This window comes from Paenibacillus sp. Lou8.1, assembly GCF_024213565.1.
In the GTDB taxonomy this organism is placed as follows: Bacteria; Bacillota; Bacilli; order Paenibacillales; family Paenibacillaceae; genus Paenibacillus; species Paenibacillus polymyxa_B.
In genome coordinates, this window is record NZ_JANAVN010000003.1 from 130266 (window position 1) to 146351 (window position 16086).

Annotated in this window: 16 protein-coding genes; 8 read left to right on the plus strand and 8 right to left on the minus strand. The window is 43.1% G+C overall.

Features of this window, described 5'->3' with window-relative positions:
* The first annotated feature begins 71 nt into the window (after positions 1–71).
* Complete coding sequence (locus NLX78_RS05425) at positions 72–614, plus strand: hypothetical protein (protein WP_023991046.1); 543 nt, start codon at positions 72–74, stop codon at positions 612–614.
* A gap of 18 nt (positions 615–632) precedes the next feature.
* Here NLX78_RS05425 and NLX78_RS05430 read toward each other — a convergent pair whose 3' ends face one another.
* Positions 633–1523: a diacylglycerol/lipid kinase family protein gene (locus tag NLX78_RS05430; protein WP_254349824.1), complete on the minus strand. Its 891-nt coding sequence runs from the start codon at positions 1521–1523 to the stop codon at positions 633–635.
* Positions 1524–1661: 138 nt separating this feature from the next.
* Here NLX78_RS05430 and NLX78_RS05435 point away from each other — a divergent pair, with 138 nt between their 5' ends.
* A complete protein-coding gene (locus NLX78_RS05435) occupies positions 1662–2528 on the plus strand; it encodes an SDR family oxidoreductase (protein ID WP_254349825.1) in 867 nt (288 codons plus the stop codon).
* A gap of 293 nt (positions 2529–2821) precedes the next feature.
* Positions 2822–3160 (plus strand): zinc ribbon domain-containing protein YjdM, encoded by a 339-nt coding sequence (locus tag NLX78_RS05440; protein ID WP_254349826.1) that lies wholly within the window; start codon positions 2822–2824, stop codon positions 3158–3160.
* A gap of 41 nt (positions 3161–3201) precedes the next feature.
* Here NLX78_RS05440 and NLX78_RS05445 read toward each other — a convergent pair whose 3' ends face one another.
* Positions 3202–3957 carry an AIM24 family protein gene (locus NLX78_RS05445; protein ID WP_068939217.1) on the minus strand — a complete coding sequence of 252 codons (756 nt, stop codon included), beginning with the start codon at positions 3955–3957 and terminating at the stop codon, positions 3202–3204.
* 250 nt (positions 3958–4207) lie between these two features.
* Between NLX78_RS05445 and NLX78_RS05450 the strand changes: the two genes are divergently transcribed.
* Positions 4208–5260: an LLM class flavin-dependent oxidoreductase gene (locus NLX78_RS05450; protein ID WP_254349827.1), complete on the plus strand. Its 1053-nt coding sequence runs from the start codon at positions 4208–4210 to the stop codon at positions 5258–5260.
* A gap of 118 nt (positions 5261–5378) precedes the next feature.
* On the opposite strand, the gene NLX78_RS05455 is transcribed toward NLX78_RS05450, so the two are convergent.
* From NLX78_RS05455 to NLX78_RS05465, 3 genes are all read right to left on the minus strand, one after another.
* The gene (locus NLX78_RS05455) at positions 5379–5915 is read right to left on the minus strand and encodes a DUF1036 domain-containing protein (protein WP_323873388.1); all 537 of its coding nucleotides are present in this window, start codon (positions 5913–5915) and stop codon (positions 5379–5381) included.
* Between the two features lie 60 nt (positions 5916–5975).
* Positions 5976–7484: an aminotransferase class V-fold PLP-dependent enzyme gene (locus NLX78_RS05460; RefSeq protein WP_254349828.1), complete on the minus strand. Its 1509-nt coding sequence runs from the start codon at positions 7482–7484 to the stop codon at positions 5976–5978.
* 134 nt (positions 7485–7618) lie between these two features.
* Entirely contained in the window at positions 7619–8095 is a 477-nt protein-coding gene (locus tag NLX78_RS05465) for a DsrE/DsrF/DrsH-like family protein (protein ID WP_023991039.1), read from the minus strand.
* 361 nt (positions 8096–8456) lie between these two features.
* On the opposite strand from NLX78_RS05465, the gene NLX78_RS05470 reads away from it, so the two are divergent.
* The 4 genes from NLX78_RS05470 (at position 8457) to NLX78_RS05485 (ending at position 12781) form a co-directional block, all read left to right on the plus strand.
* A complete protein-coding gene (locus NLX78_RS05470) occupies positions 8457–9200 on the plus strand; it encodes a spr1630 family ClpXP-sensitive toxin (RefSeq protein WP_254349829.1) in 744 nt (247 codons plus the stop codon).
* Between the two features lie 38 nt (positions 9201–9238).
* Positions 9239–10453 carry a spr1629 family repressor/antitoxin gene (locus NLX78_RS05475; RefSeq protein WP_254349830.1) on the plus strand — a complete coding sequence of 405 codons (1215 nt, stop codon included), beginning with the start codon at positions 9239–9241 and terminating at the stop codon, positions 10451–10453.
* Between the two features lie 204 nt (positions 10454–10657).
* A complete protein-coding gene (locus tag NLX78_RS05480; RefSeq protein ID WP_254349831.1) occupies positions 10658–11620 on the plus strand; it encodes a radical SAM protein in 963 nt (320 codons plus the stop codon).
* Between the two features lie 186 nt (positions 11621–11806).
* Positions 11807–12781: an aldo/keto reductase family protein gene (locus NLX78_RS05485; protein WP_254349832.1), complete on the plus strand. Its 975-nt coding sequence runs from the start codon at positions 11807–11809 to the stop codon at positions 12779–12781.
* Positions 12782–12787: 6 nt separating this feature from the next.
* On the opposite strand, the gene NLX78_RS05490 is transcribed toward NLX78_RS05485, so the two are convergent.
* The 3 genes from NLX78_RS05490 to NLX78_RS05500 form a co-directional block, all read right to left on the minus strand.
* Positions 12788–13183 carry a hypothetical protein gene (locus NLX78_RS05490; protein WP_254326310.1) on the minus strand — a complete coding sequence of 132 codons (396 nt, stop codon included), beginning with the start codon at positions 13181–13183 and terminating at the stop codon, positions 12788–12790.
* Positions 13184–13369: 186 nt separating this feature from the next.
* Positions 13370–15310 (minus strand): ABC transporter permease, encoded by a 1941-nt coding sequence (locus tag NLX78_RS05495; RefSeq protein WP_254349833.1) that lies wholly within the window; start codon positions 15308–15310, stop codon positions 13370–13372.
* A complete protein-coding gene (locus NLX78_RS05500; protein ID WP_061829789.1) occupies positions 15300–16061 on the minus strand; it encodes an ABC transporter ATP-binding protein in 762 nt (253 codons plus the stop codon). The genes NLX78_RS05495 and NLX78_RS05500 overlap by 11 nt, the downstream gene beginning before the upstream one ends.
* Between the last annotated feature and the right edge of the window lie 25 nt (positions 16062–16086).

Below are 16086 nucleotides of genomic sequence, written 5' to 3' on the forward strand. Positions count from 1 at the left end.
ATAGGGTTCCATTAGGGTTCCTATGTTATTATGAAGGAATAATTCAAACTTGATAAGGGGAAATTTCGTAAATGGTAGCAGATCAATCTGTCTTTATCTTGCTTACGAATACGGGAACGTTTCTTACGAGAGTCATTAAAAGCTATACGAGAGCGCCATACAATCACGCCTCCATTTCCTTCAACCGGGAACTTTCGGAGTTATACAGCTTCGGGAGAAAGACCCCGAATAACCCTCTGGATGGTGGTTTCGTGAAAGAGGATATTAAGACAGGTACATACAGCAGATTTCCGAATACGACATGCGTTATCTACGAGCTTCAAGTAACCGACCGTGAAGTTGAAAAAATGAAGCGAGTTTTACATGTATTTATCCGAAGTCGTCAAAAATATATGTATAACTTACTGGGTTTGATTGGTATTGCACTCAAAGAACCAGTCGAGTTCAGCAATTCCTATTTTTGTTCCCAATTCGTCGCGGAAATTTTACAGCGATCCGGCATAAAAATATGGAACAAACTGCCCGCTCTTGTTACGCCAGATGATTTTCGTCAAAGTGATCGATTCCATTTGATCTACGAGGGGAAATTGAGCGAGTATGATCCTCAAGCTTGAGGACCAGCACCGCATCACTTAAACGTCTTCCGGCACAATTACCTCGATATGACGCGGTAAAATACCAAGCTCGATAGGCAAAGACGGCCCTTCCTCACCATCTACATTCGTACTGACCGGTTCTGCGGAGCTGACACTTACATGCTTTGCGGTAAAGTAAACGATATCACTATGATCCTTCAGGTTGCCTAAAAATAAGGATATGCTGGCCGTCACGGTGTTCAATATATTGAGGTTTTTGAAAATAAAGCAGTGAAGTAGACCATCATCAACAGCCGCATCGGGTGCCAGTTTCTCGAATCCGCCAACTGAATTGGTTAAAGTGGCCAAAAAGAGTGGAGATTTTCCTTCCCAGGTCTTGTCACCATAGCGGACGATAAGTGAGTGGGCAGGATGGCTGATAAGCTCTTTCATGCCTTCTTTGAAGTAGGCAAACGTGCCAAACATGGATTTATCGTCTGATGATACAGCTGATAGCGATTCAGCAAGCGAACCTGTGGCAACCACATTGGCAAACATTCGGCCGTTTAAGAGGCCCATATCTACGTTTTTCACGCGGGTAGAAGTCAGTGTACGGATTGCCAGCTCAGGACTTAGCGGAATTTGTAGGGCACGGGCAAAATCATTGACTGTCCCAAGGGGGATGACACCCAGTCGTGGACGATGGTCTTGATCAATGAAGCCGTTGATGGTTTCGTGAAGTGTGCCATCCCCACCGATGGAAACGACTAGGTCACAAGCTTCCTCACACGCATTAACGCAAAAACGGGTGGCGTCCAGTTCCTTTGCCGTCTCTTTAACCGTAACAACGTATCCTTGATCACGTAGAATTTCTTCTACGCTTCTGACATGTTGGAGGGATTCCTCTTTGCCAGAAGAGGGATTTACAATGATCATAGCTTTCTTCATATACAGGTTCCTTTCTCTGGGGAAAGTTTGGGTTACCCACTCTTACCCGAAAAGCAGACCTTTAGACTCTAGATTAGACATGTGTTATATTTTTAGTTACTATATAAAAGTAAATAAAATCTGAATGGAGGATTTCATATGAAAATCGCATTAACAGGAGCAACGGGGCAACTGGGTTCCATCGTGGTAGATACGTTGCTTACATTTGTCTCCGCAAACGATCTTATTGTTAGCGTGAGAAATCCAGAAAAAGCAGAGAACTTAAGGTCTCGTGGCGTCGACGTTCGTCATGGCGACTTTGATAAACCGGAGACGCTGGATCAGGCGTTTGCTGGAGTAGACCGGTTGCTGATTATATCCGCAGACGGGGATAATGATACTAGAATCCGTCAGCATAAAGCGGCTGTTGATGCTGCTGTACGTGCTGGAGTAGGCTTCATCGCCTATACTAGCGCTGCCAATGCCGCTGACAGCACTCTATTCCTTGCACCCGTACATCGCATCACGGAGGAGTTCATTCGTGAGTCAGGCATTCCTTACTCCTTCCTGCGTAATAATTGGTATCTGGAAAATGAGGCAGGCACGATCCAATCCGTACTCGCGGGGGCTCCTTGGCTAACCTCGGCAGGGTCCGGTAAAGTAGGTTGGGCTACCCGCGCAGATTATGCGCAAGCAGCTGCAACCGTTTTGTCTGGCGAAGGGCATGAGAATACAATATACGAGCTCTCCGGTAAGCCGATTACCCAAGAAGAGTTTGTAGCGATACTGGCTGAGGTTCTGGGCAAAGACGTTCCTGTACAGCAGGTGGATGATGCTACGTATGCCGAGGTTATGCTCGGTGCGGGAGTCCCGGAAGGTGCAATCCCTATTGTGGTCGGTATTCAACAAGCGATTCGTGAAGGAGCCCTGGATGTCGTAAGCAACGATTTCGAGAAGCTGTTGAAACGCCCCCTTACGCCGCTTAGCCAAGGAATGAGTGAACTGATCAAGCAAACCCAAGCATAATAAACGTGCCATAGAGTACAATTTCAACATATGATACTGCTTATGTCTAAAACGGATGCTGCCTAGAGAGGCCAGCATCCGTTTTAGTTACATGTTCACCCTCTGGGTATTTTCAGAGGCAGGGCGCTTACGTATCGGTACAAAACTCAAATTAATTTCATCCATGAGTGGAATCGTGACTGTTTATCCAATATACTTGTAGGGAACTCCAAGGGAGACTTGGAGCAGGCTTGGTCTATCCAGGAAGCTTAGCATAGCAGTAGAATTTGAAAATGAATGGAGTACATAATACCATGTCTAATTTACCAAATTGTCCTGAATGTAATTCAGAGTACACTTATGAGGATCGCAGTCTTTTCATTTGCCCGGAATGCGCTCATGACTGGTCTACCGAGTCAGAAGCAAGCAGTGAAGACGTAAAGGTCGTCAAAGATGCGAATGGTAACATCCTGCAGGATGGTGACTCTGTAACGGTCATTAAAGACCTTAAAGTGAAGGGAAGCTCATCCGTCTTGAAAATCGGGACCAAAGTAAAAAACATCCGTCTGGTGGATGGCGATCATGATATTGACTGCAAAATTGATGGTTTTGGAGCAATGAAGCTAAAATCGGAGTTTGTAAAAAAGAATTAAAATGTAAGAAAGGAGAAGCCGGGGCTTCTCCTTTCTTATGTTTATAATGGTGCTAACCATACGGTTCCTGTTCCCCTGTACACATTTACCAGCCCTTCGCCGGAAGCAGCCGAGCCCATTTTGGTTTTCCCGGATTTTTCGACGGTGAACTGTAAGGTATTGGACCACATGAGGGCGAAGTTACCATCCACCTTCAGCACATCATTTTGCAATTCTATAACGACCGCTTCTTCGGAAGGGATCGGCGCTTGAAGTGCCAGCACTCCTTTTCCGCGGGCGCTTAAATTAAATAACCCTTCTCCGCCCAGTGCAGCAGAGGAAAGATTACTACGTGCAACGACGGATATGTCTAGCGTCGTGTCACAAGCCAAAAACAAGCCGTCTTCGATGGCAATATCATCATTGTCCACATCAATAAGCCAAATATATTGGTAGGTAGGCTCCAGCATGATGGTACCCGTGCCTTTATAGTGTGGTTTAATGGCACCTGTCCCGGTTACAGCACCGGACACCAAGTTTCGCATTAAGCCTCCAACGCCTTTTACACCGGTAGTCATTTCCATGCTACCCACAGTATATTGCATGGCTCCCGCCTTCATCATAATCTCACTATTATTGATTTCGATCATGAGTTGTTTGCGGCGCATGTTACTTTTGCTCATATAGTAATTGTTTTTTGCAGCCTCCACCGAGGTGGAACTCAAATCTGTTATGTATTCCAGTACCGTAAATCCGCCTAATTGGTCAGTGATGGCAACATTGCTGTTATCCTTTAAATTGTTAATGACAAAAGCCATAAATGTATGTGCCTCCTTGTTGTATTCATGTTGTGGGATGGGAATCTTCTTTATTCCATACAATATTCGACAAAGAGACTTCTTTTCCTGCGGCGAATCTAGACACTTCCCTTGACTGGTTTTCAGACTCAGAAAAAGAGAGCTTGAAAAAGATGCGAAAAAGGTTCAATATAAAGATATCGGTTTTTAAAATGATTGGCTTTGAAAGCAGCCGTATGAGAATAGGGCATGAAAATAGGGGGTAGAACAAGTGGAGATAGGGATAAGCACGTTTGTAGAAACAACGCCGGATCCCCAAACGGGTGAGGTCATCAGTCATGCACAACGAATACGTGAAGTTGTCGAGGAGATTGTGCTTGCAGATCAGGTAGGGCTGGATGTGTACGGCGTGGGGGAGCATCATCGTAAAGATTATGCAGCATCTGCTCCGGCTGTTATCCTCGCTGCTGCTGCTGCGCAGACCCAACGAATTCGGTTAACCAGTGCAGTTACGGTGCTTTCATCGGATGATCCTGTACGTGTGTTTCAGGATTTTGCTACACTGGACAGCATTTCGAATGGACGAGCTGAGATTATGGCAGGCCGGGGTTCTTTTATCGAATCGTTCCCGTTATTTGGGTATGATTTGGATAACTACGATGAGTTATTCGATGAAAAGCTGGAGCTGTTATTGAAAATACGGGAATCCGAGAAAGTTACCTGGAAAGGCGGACATCGGCCGGCAATCAACAATTTGGGCGTGTATCCGCGTCCAGTTCAAAATCCGTTGCCCGTATGGATTGGGAGTGGGGGTAATCAGGAATCTGTGGTTCGTGCAGGCTTGCTCGGATTGCCGTTAGTCCTGGCGATTATTGGGGGTAGTCCTGTACAGTTTGCCCCGTTGGTGGAACTGTATAAAAAAGCCGCTAGGCATGCCGGTCATGATGCATCGCTGCTTCCGGTTGCATCACACTCACATGGTTTTATCGCAGAGACGACTGAGCTGGCAGCGGATAAGTTCTTCCCTTCCACCCAGCAGAGCATGAATGTGCTTGGGCGTGAACGGGGTTGGGGTCCTTACACTCGCTCCAGCTTCGATGCCGCACGCAGCTTTGAAGGAGCGTTGTATGTAGGCGATTCCGACACGGTTGCCAAGAAAATCATCCATCTGCGTAAACAGGTAGGCATTACACGTTTTCTGCTCCACGTACCCGTCGGGACGATGCCGCATGATGATGTCATGAGAGCTATTGAGCTATTGGGAACAGAGGTAGCACCACGGGTGCGTGAAGAGATATCCAAGTGGGAATCCGAGAGTAAATAAGCGGGTTACCTCATAGATAAAAGAGAAAGGAGCAGGCCATGGGGGTGAGGTCGCTCCTTTTAATAAAAAATATGACTGCTTTAGATCTCATGCAATGTTGCGAATTAGGAATTCTACATCAATTCTTTCTCAGTCTTGTAGGTACTGCAACACGGTTGGATGACAGAGGTTTTCCCTGTTTCAATTTTTTAGCCGTTCTAGGTATTCTTACGACTAAGGATCCTTCTGTGCTTTGTTTGGAAGGCAAGGCTATGCGGATATTCCCGGATTGAGGTGCGCTTTGGCTAGCGCTGCTAACCAGGTTGATGGTGTAACTTGCGTAGATTGGACTGACAGGAATCCGCCGCATACCTAAATTCCTACAGGTCGTACATCCTACGTTCCAACACCAATGGAAGGCCTGGCTAGGGAGCTGGGTAAAATAAGAACCTGACCATGTGCGTCCAAAGCTACTTTCGGCATAGTAATAGAACGTATTGCCTCCGGCATATCCACTCCAAACTTCTCTTGTCTGCCCAGGATCTACACGATACCAGCCAATCTTGGCATAGTTGATAGGACTACAGTTGAAGTTCGGATAAGCGTAAGCAATATAGATAGCCGCATTAGTACTGTTGCGAAAATTGAGACCCATTGTCGTCACTTCTTTCCTCATATATTAATCCTACAGAATATTCTATGAGAGTTTTGAAGGAAGGGAACGGACAGGAGTCTCTTAATCACTAAAATTAAACCATTTGCTGATGTCTATTTTGTGATGTTCATTCATAGATTGCCACTCGTTTGATTCTGGTTGATAGGTATAATCTTTTTGCCAGGTCGTGATGTTTTCCACGATTGCCCGTATGGAAGAGGCGATATAGGAGACTTCCTGATTCGTCATCATGGGATGGAGCGACAGACGCACCCAGCCGGGTTTTCGAGATAAGTCTCCCGCATGGATCAGGTCTGTCATTTGTTTAGATGTTTGTGGGTCGATGCCCAGCAAATAATGTCCGTAGGGGCCTGCACAAGAGCAACCGCCCCGGACCTGAATGCCAAACCGATCATTCAATAGTTTTACAATCAGGTTATAGTGAATAGGGCCGACAACGAAAGAAACGATTCCCATTCGTTCTTGGCTGCTTCCTCCTAAAATGTGTAGCCCTGGTATGGTACTCAAGCTCTTTAGTAATAATGATGTCAGTTCCTTTTTGCGCTCCAACAAGCGCTTCTGTCCCATTTGTTCCTTCAGCCGAATGCAGAGCGCGGTTCGAACGGCCTGTAGAAAGGCAGGCGTCCCTCCATCCTCACGGGCCTCAATATTATCTTTATACTCGTATCCACCCCAAGGATTGGTCCAGCTAACTGTGCCCCCTCCGGGCTGATCTGGAGCACAATGGAGGCACAGCCTCGAATCCATAATTAAAACGCCGCTTGTACCGGGACCCCCAAGAAATTTGTGGGGTGAAAATACAATCCCGTCCAGTTTCTCAAGCGGATCTGTGGGGTGCATGTTGATCTCGGCGTAAGGTGCGCTTGCCGAAAAATCAATAAAACAAACGCCACCATGTTCGTGCATTTTGCGGGCTAGCTGGTAAATCGGCACTTCGAACCCTGTAACATTGGAGCAAGCGGTAAAGGCGCCGATTTTGATAGGGCGATGCCGGAATTGAAGCAGCAGTCGTTCGAGATGAGTTGGATCGACCATTCCGCCGGGACCCGGAGGAAGACACACAACGTCTCCAATGGTTTCCGCCCAGGAAATATGATTGGAATGATGCTCCATATGTGTAACGAAAATAATAGGGCGTTCTTTTTCGGCGATGGGGTAGAGGGGCTTTAATTTTTCATGTATTTTCAATCCTAACAGTCGCTGAAGCTTATTCACTGCACCTGTCATACCAGACCCGGCGAACAGGATGATATCATGTTCATTGGCATGAACGTGGTTTTTAATGATTTGTTTCGCTTCTTCATAGGCTTGGGTCATCAGAGTTCCTGTCAAATTAGACTCCGTATGCGTGTTCGCCACGAAAGGGCCTAATTCATTTGCTATTTTCGACTCGATGGGTCCATACAGACGGCCGCTGGCTGCCCAATCCGCATAAATCAGCTTTTTTTGCCCGTATGGAGATTCAAAGGTCTGGTGATATCCGATTGTACTTTCACGATACCTTTGGAAATAAGCCTCGTTAGAAGGCTGATACCTACAATTACTGCTTCCAATTCGAGCCATGAGCATACGGCGCCTCCAAGTCGTTCTGTCTTCTTAGGGTACGTAGGTAGGCCCGAATGGGTTAAAAAAAATAGGCGAGTGTCATCATTTAGTCACAATAAAAGCCTCATCCAAAAGCGGGATAAGGCAGTAGGTCTATCTTATATAAACAACTGCATATCGGATTCGAGCGCATCTTTTAGATACGTTTTGGCCTCGATAATTTCTAGTTCAGGTATAAATTCTTCCGGTTTAAAACCCATAATATCGACCGATAGCTTACAGGCATAAAATTTTACATTTTTCTTTCGGGCTCCTTTCAGAAAATGAATGAGCTTCGGGGCTTCGTTATCTTCGATCATTTCTGTCAGCATCAGCTTGCCAAGGCCACTAAAATTCATTTTGGACAATGGCAGCTCTTCAGGTCCTTTTGGAGTCATCCAGCCCATGATTTTTTCATAAATGGTCTTGTCCTCAAACGTCATCTTATCAGGGTCACGAACCAGAAATAGTCCCCAGAACGCAAAAAACATCGTCACATCCACATCCAGCTCCCGAGCTGTATTTGCCAGAATCAGTCCAGCCATTGCCTTATCATAATCGCCGCTGAACATAAGCAGATTCATCCTTTTATCCACAATTCCCGCCTCCATTACCAACAGATATATTCAGTATGGATTTGGGAATGAGAAGTATGCCCAGTTCACATATTGATCACAATTACAGGACATAAGTTGCAAACATGTGGTAATTACACAAGAAACATTCTAGTTGCTAACTAACTAGCGTTAATGTGTCCAACTCTCGTCAACAGGCGGATGATCTGCGGGAAGAATGAGAATAATTTAGAGGCAACATCATTTTAAAACCTAAATGACTATAAAGGCTTTATTCAATATACAGTCCAACTTTAAAAAAAACAAAAAAAATCATTTCCTTAAGTCCGAATTTCGATTAAAATATAGGTATTCTTCATACCTATGAATCGGAGCGATGGATATGGATAAATTCAAATTTAATTCCGAACACAACAAAATGATTGTTGATGCTATCGTAGATGGATATCGCGATTATATTGAGCATCGTAAAGATCGAAAAGCAAAAATGAAGATCAGTTCAGCTTTTGCCTGGACCAAGGGTAACTTTATCGAAAGTAAGATCGCAGAAGAATGCGTTGATTACGGTTTTACATATAAAAAATCGAAAGCTGGATTAACGTGGGACTATCTTCAATTTATCCATGGAGACTCTAAAATTCTTTTTCTTATTAAGAACGCGGCTTATTTCAATGAGAAATGTTTTTCACAGGCAAAGCTACCTAGTAATTACGGTGGGAAAGGTTCACGTCGTACCTATCTTCATGAGCTTTCAAAAATTAACAAAGATTTATTATTTTCTCCTAGTCAGCAATCCTCGAAAATAGGGGGAGTACCTGAACAACTTTCTTTTCTAATTTTAGAGAGTCAGGTAAAAGATGAACTCGAAAGCTTTAAATCATCCTATAGTGAGTTCCATATACTCACATATGCACTTGATGAGGCATATCAGATATCTGAAATAATGCATTATTTGCCTAATCCCGATGATAATATTGCTTACCTAATAGAAGACCTCACAAGTCTTATTTCTGGAGCTGATTTAACGGAAGAAGATCGCGAAGTAGTCGCACCAGAAATGAATGAGGATATTATGGATCCAGCAGCTTTCGATATTGGGATCTTGGAAGAGGAGCAACACAACTAGACAAAAAAGACAGGCTAGTCAAATAAGGAGGGAGCAGCATGTTCATAGGTGAAAATTTGACCAATCTACGGATCATGCATGGATATTCAAGAAAACAGCTCTCCGAAATGTTAGGTGTTACAGAACAAGCAGTTTGGCAGTACGAGAATGCTTATACATCTCCTAAAATGCAAATCGTGAATGAGTTAAAGCGGATTTTTAACGTGAAAAGTAAATACTTTTATACTAAAGACATGCTTGCACGGAATATGACACCTGCCAACGTAAACGTAATGAACATTGCTTATCGTTCAAAAGTTTTGAATGTTATCTCGAAGACGCAGGCGGAAGCGAAGCATGTTGAATATTTAGATGCTTTTATTAACTATATCACAGCTAGAGTTAGCCTTCCTACCCTCAAAATTATCAGTTTAAGGGATGAAGTTATCGAATATCTGAACCATTCAGATGACGATAGATCAACTCAAATCGATAAAGTTGCTCATTTGGCACGAAAAAGACTGGATCTAGCGCAAGATACAAACGACGATCTTATGTTTCTAGTCGAAAAAAGTGGAGTATTCGCCTTTGAGAAGGCAATGGGTGAGGAGATTGATGCTTATAGTCTCTGGACTCGAGACGATCGACCTTATATCATATTAGGGAATATGAAGCGATCAGCCGTTCGGAGAAACTTTGATATAGCACATGAACTGGGGCATCTACTGCTTCATTATCGCCTTGAATTTGCTAATTTAGATCGAAAAGAACACAAAATTATTGAGAATGAAGCGAACATGTTTGCGGGAGCATTCTTATTACCTGAAGACGAATTTACACTTGACATGAAAAATGTGGTCCATATCACAAATCCAGATAATTACTTGGATTTGAAAAAGAAATGGAAAACTTCGCTGCAAGTATTGGGATACAGGGCGGCTCATTTGGGAAATCTTAAACCAAAAGATCATCGGAACTTCTATGCAGCTTTACATCGAAAAGGTTATTTGAAAATTGAACCACTCGATGAATTAATTCCAATTCAGAAACCAACCAAAATCAAAACAATTATCGACCTTGTTTCTAAAAAGGGCCTCGTGAACATTCATCAAATGGTTGAGAATGATTGGAAAACTGAAGTATCCTTCTTTTATCATATGACCGGAATTGTTCCTGACTTTTTTAATAAATATTTGGCGAAAAGTCTCGATTTCGGTCTGCAAAATGTCACGGATATATCCAAGCGTATCTCTGATGTAGCTAAGCAAGTGTAACTATAACTTTTTAACACATATTTTTAAGGCTTTAAGACTGTCGAGAAACCTATCTACTTAGATGCAGGTTTCTTTTTGTTTTAATTCAAATTTTCGAAATTCCATTTTCTCCGTTACCAATGTCATATCTACAAACCGCTCCTATTCTGTATAATCTCAAGGGAATTCAAGACTTAAGCCTGAGATTGGGAGGATCATGAGAAAGTGAGTATAGACAACAAATATAAAGCACTTGAACTGGAAAAGCCGGGCATCTACGAGCTGGAGGGACTGGAAGTCGGGGTTACCTCCAATTGCAACTTCAAGTGTGATTACTGCTGTGCGTATCAGCGGAACGACGGGCAATGCATCAGCAGCAAAGAAGTCATTGATATTATTGATGACATTCCAACGTTAAAACGTGTGCGACTGTCCGGGGGAGAAGTGACCTTGAAATATGAGGATTGTCTGGACATCGTGAATCACTGTTCAAGCAAGGGCATCGCAACCCAACTTAATACCAATGCCAGCTTGCTCAGCCCTGAACGAATTGAGAAACTGCGTGATGCAGGACTTTCCAATATTCATATCTCCTTCAACTTCACGGATGCCGATAAGTATGCAGCCTATTATCATGTACATCCTCGCATGTATGAGAAAATTGTACAGAATATTCGGTTATGTACCGAAGCCAAGCTAGAAACGGTGCTGGAGACGTTGCTGTTTGCAGAGACGCAGAACAACATGCCAGCCATTAGTGAAAAGGTATATGAACTCGGTGTGCGCATCCATGAAATCCAAAACAGTATCGTGATGGATCATACGAACTGGAACGCTATTTCTACCAAGGAAGCGCTCGTTCGTTCCGTTCATGACCTGATTGCACATAAAAAGGACGATACTGTGTTGTATTTCACCTGTATGGACCGTTTTGCAGAAGCACTGGGCTTCAAGGAACAGCCGGGTGTCTATTTCTCCAACTGCGTTGATGGTAAAAAACAACTCCATCTTCACGGGAACGGGGACATCCTGATCTGTGAGCTATGCCACCCTGTGGTCATCGGCAATATTTATAATGGAACTTCCCTAAAGGATATTTACAAAAATAAACCGAAGCAGCTTCAGGAGTTTCTCGATAAACTGCCTTGTCCTGCATATGATGCGCTTTTTCCTGTAGGAAGCAAGTAGACATGATTTGAGATTGTGAGGCTATGAGCATCTACCATCCAAATAGGTTGGATGGTAGATGTCCTTCATGTAACTCCATGAATCCTTTATTATTTCAGGATTTTGCAAAATCCTCATTTGTTTTAATGAAAGGGTTTACATGTTAAAATATAAAAATATGATCTTCTTATGAAAGAAGGAGTAGATATGAAATATAGAAACGTGGGCAACAGTGGTCTTAAAATTAGTGAAATCGGTCTAGGGAGCTGGTTGACGTACGGTACAGCCGCCGAGCAGGAAGCCGCTCATACCTGTATTGCCAAAGCCTTTGAACTCGGGATTAATTTCTTTGATACCGCGAACGCGTATAACCGGGGAGAAGGCGAGAAGGCTATGGGAGCTGCCCTGAAGCCTTATCGAAGAGAGAGCTATGTGTTATCTACCAAGGTGTACTTCCCTATGGACTCCGGTCCCAATGACAGGGGACTGTCACGCAAGCACATTATGGAGCAATGTGAAGCGAGTCTGAAGCGTCTTGGTACGGATTATATCGACATGTACTTCTGTCATCGTTATGATTCGGATACTCCTTTGGAAGAGACGCTGCGAGCGCTCGATGACCTTCAGGCTCAGGGGAAGATTCTGTACGCTGCTGTCAGTGAATGGAGTGCTGCCCAGCTCACGGATGCCTATGGGATTGGAAAAAGGCTTAATTTGCGCCCGCTGATTGCCAATCAGCCAATCTATAATATGTTCGAACGTTATATCGAACATGAGGTACTTCCTGTATCCGGGCAGATAGGTATCGGCCAAATTGTATTTTCGCCTCTGGCCCAAGGTATCCTCACGGGTAAATACAAGCCTGGACAACCTTTACCGACGGGTAGCCGCGGGGCTGATGCCTCGGTCAATAATGTCATCAGCAGTTACATGAACGATACCGTTCTAAACTGTGTCCAAGAGCTGGAAAAGCTGGCGAAGGATCTGGATATCACCCTGTCACAGCTCGCGCTTGCCTGGATTCTGAGAGAACCGGGTATCAGCGCTGCACTCATTGGGGCTACTAAACCGTCACAAATTGAAGAGAATGTGAAAGCAGTCGAAGTGACGCTACAACCGGAGACATGCGTGGAAATTGAGCGAATTCTGAAGCAAGCAGAGGGTTTTGAACCTTTGCGTTAAGCATTTTTAACTTGCTTCAAGCATGGCATAAATACCTGAACCCACACTAAATACAATCCCGCTCACTAAAACAAGGATTTGCTTTTTACTGAGATCCAGCGGATCAAAAAAGATGGGCAACAGCCATTTTAGGCTGATGACAGCCCATAAACCCTCCAGTAATCCTAGCATCAACACCTTTTGTCCCCAGTGAAACTTCATTTGCGGTGTTAGCGGACCTTCAAGAAACAGGTCACCTGAAGTATGGAGGTTCCAAGAAACGATAACTACGAATATAAGAAGAGTTAATAGGGTTGACATAATATAGGTGATATCTTTTTTAGCCTCTTTCGTAAGTCTCGGCGATTTTTTAAACTCAGGCAAGCCAATCAGGAAAAAGACGATTCCTACGATAATAGCCACGCCTACAGAGGAACCGAGTATGATATTGGCTACGATGCCGATGCCATTGATGATTAATAATAAAATAAGCTCTCCCCCTTTGGGGTTACGATGATAGTTATTTTATTGTACATGTAGGAACGAAAATGCTCAAATATTTGAAAAAGCCCCAGCACTTTCGCCTGGGACTTTTTTGCTTTTTACCAATTACAATGCTGATTTAATGACCTTTTTATAATACAGGATGGATAGTATCCCAAAAATGGAATATAAGGCGGTGTACAGCACCATAACGATGATCATAGGCATCCAAATTTCAGTTCCAAACAAGAACCAGCCGGATTGGACGGCGAAATAGCTATGTGAAAGGCCAATCACTAATGGGATGCCGAAGTTAAAGAGTTGTTTTATTTTAATGCCTCTAAGCAGGTCACTTTGAGTGAACCCTAACTTTCTTAACACGGTGTAATTGGCTTTTTCGTCTTCGCTCTCATCCATTTGCTTAAAATAAAGGATACAGCCTGATGTAATGAGAAAGGTGAGTCCTAAAAATCCAACTACAAACATGATCACTCCCATGTTCCGCTTCTGATTGCTGCTCATTTCAAGGCGTGATGTTTGTTGATCATTAAAATCCGCAGCTGCAAAGAGACGATTGGCTTCTTCAATCTGTTCTGCATTTATCATATCAATTCCAATATATAAGGATGATTTCTTTTGAATCTCAGGATTTACATCTTTCTTTAACCGCTCAAATATGGTTTCGTCTACAATGGCAGTGGGTACCCCCCCGGCTGTAAAATAGTAGGGAATCACATACTCCTTTTTTAGACCCAAATATTGTTGATGTATGACTTCTTTTTTTCCCTTCAAATCCAATGGACCAAAGTTTTTCAAGGACATAAATTTCTGTAACAGATCATTATAGCCCATTAAAATTGCTTGACCTGGAGATACATCCGTACCCTCCACAGATTGATCGCTTATGACAGGCAACGTCATGGAATTCGCACCGATATTTAATCCTTCCAGAGGAGTCTCCATGATTTGCACTGTGTCCACACTGACTTGAATAACTTCAATTTTCTTCTCACGATACTTTATGTCATGCTCTTGAAGTAACGTTTTGAATTTCTCAGCATCCGGTTCATTCGTCATTGCAAAATGGGAAGGTACATTGTCCTCAGCTGATTGATCCGCAGAATAATAGGCGATATAGCTTAAGGAAAGTAAACCGATGGCAAGTGCCGATACTGTTGTAATAATGGTCAACAACAAAGCATTGGATTTCATGCGGAACATAATGGATGAGAGAGATAGCACCTCATTAATGTTCAAATAGCCGCCTTTACTTTTTCTGATGATATTGGAAATAAAGCGGATAGATCCTTTATAAAAAAGTAGTGTTCCGATGATGACAGTGCCCAAAATAAACACCATAGCCATAAACAATTCATTCATGGATGTAAAGTCTCCGCCAAATAATTTGGAGGAAACATAGTAACCTAAAGCGATGAGAGAGATGCCAATGATCCCGATGATCATCTCATAGATCGTTATTTTCTTGATTTTCCCTTCGGTGGTTGAGTTCACTCTGAACAAAGACAAAATACTTTGTCTCTTGATAAAGGAATAATTCATGAGCATGATCAACAGGTAGATGATACAAAAAACGATGAGTGTTTGAATCAGTGCTTGGTTAGAGAAATATAGAGTGGCAATGGCTTCGACGCCTGTCGTCTTAAATAAGATCATGATCACTAATTTGGAAAAGGAAAATCCAACTCCGATTCCAATAAATAGGGAACTGAAGTATAGAATTAAGTTTTCAGCACTCAGGATGCGAAAAATTTTGTTTTTGGTCATTCCGATCAATTGAAATAGGCCAATTTCTTTGCTGCGTCTTTTTATAAAGATATTATTAGCATATAAAAGGAAGATGCAGACAATGGCGACCAGTAAAACGGAAGCTGCCCGTATGGAAGCTGCACCTTTAACAGAACCTTTCACTTCGTCCATGGAAGGATCGTATTGTAATGTGACGAAAGCGAAATAGAGCGCAACACTAAAAATGAGAGCAAAAACATACAGGTAATAATTTTTCAGGTTTTTTTTCAAATTCTTTAGAATGAGCAGATTAATGTTCATATTGGACCCCGCCTAAGACCCCTTGGGTTTTCATGATATCCTGGAAGAAGCTTTGTCTTTCCTGCTCGCCTTTATGAAGCTGCGTATACATCTGCCCATCCTTAATAAAAATGACCCGACTGCAATGGCTGGCTGCGACAGGATCATGCGTGACCATAATAATGGTCGCCTTGCGTTTTTGGTTCAACTGGCCCAGCTTATTTAATAAATCGGAGGCCGACTTGGAATCCAGCGCACCCGTAGGTTCATCGGCAAAAATAATACTGGGCTCATGAATAAATGCTCTGGCCGCAGATGTTCGCTGTTTCTGTCCACCCGAGATTTCATTGGGGTATTTGTCCTTGAGCTCATAAATTCCCAGCTCTGTAGCTACTTCCTGAAATTTTTGGTTGGCTTCTTTTTTAGGCGTTTTGGTGATGGATAACGGTAAGAGAATGTTCTCCTTCACGGTTAGCGTATCCAGCAGATTATACTCTTGAAAAATAAAGCCTAAATGCTGTTTGCGAAATTCAGCCAGTTGCTTTTCTTTCATTTTCGTCATTTCGATATCATTGATTTTAATGGAACCTTGGCTCACTTTATCAATAGAGGAAAGAACATTCAGCAGTGTGGTTTTACCTGAGCCGGAGGCTCCCATAATACTGACAAATTCCCCTTCTTCAATGACGATATCTATTCCCTTCAAAACCTCCTGCATATTTAACTTATTACCGTAGCTTTTATGAATTTTATGGGCTTCTAAAATATTCACTTCGATGCACTCCTTATTGTTCTTG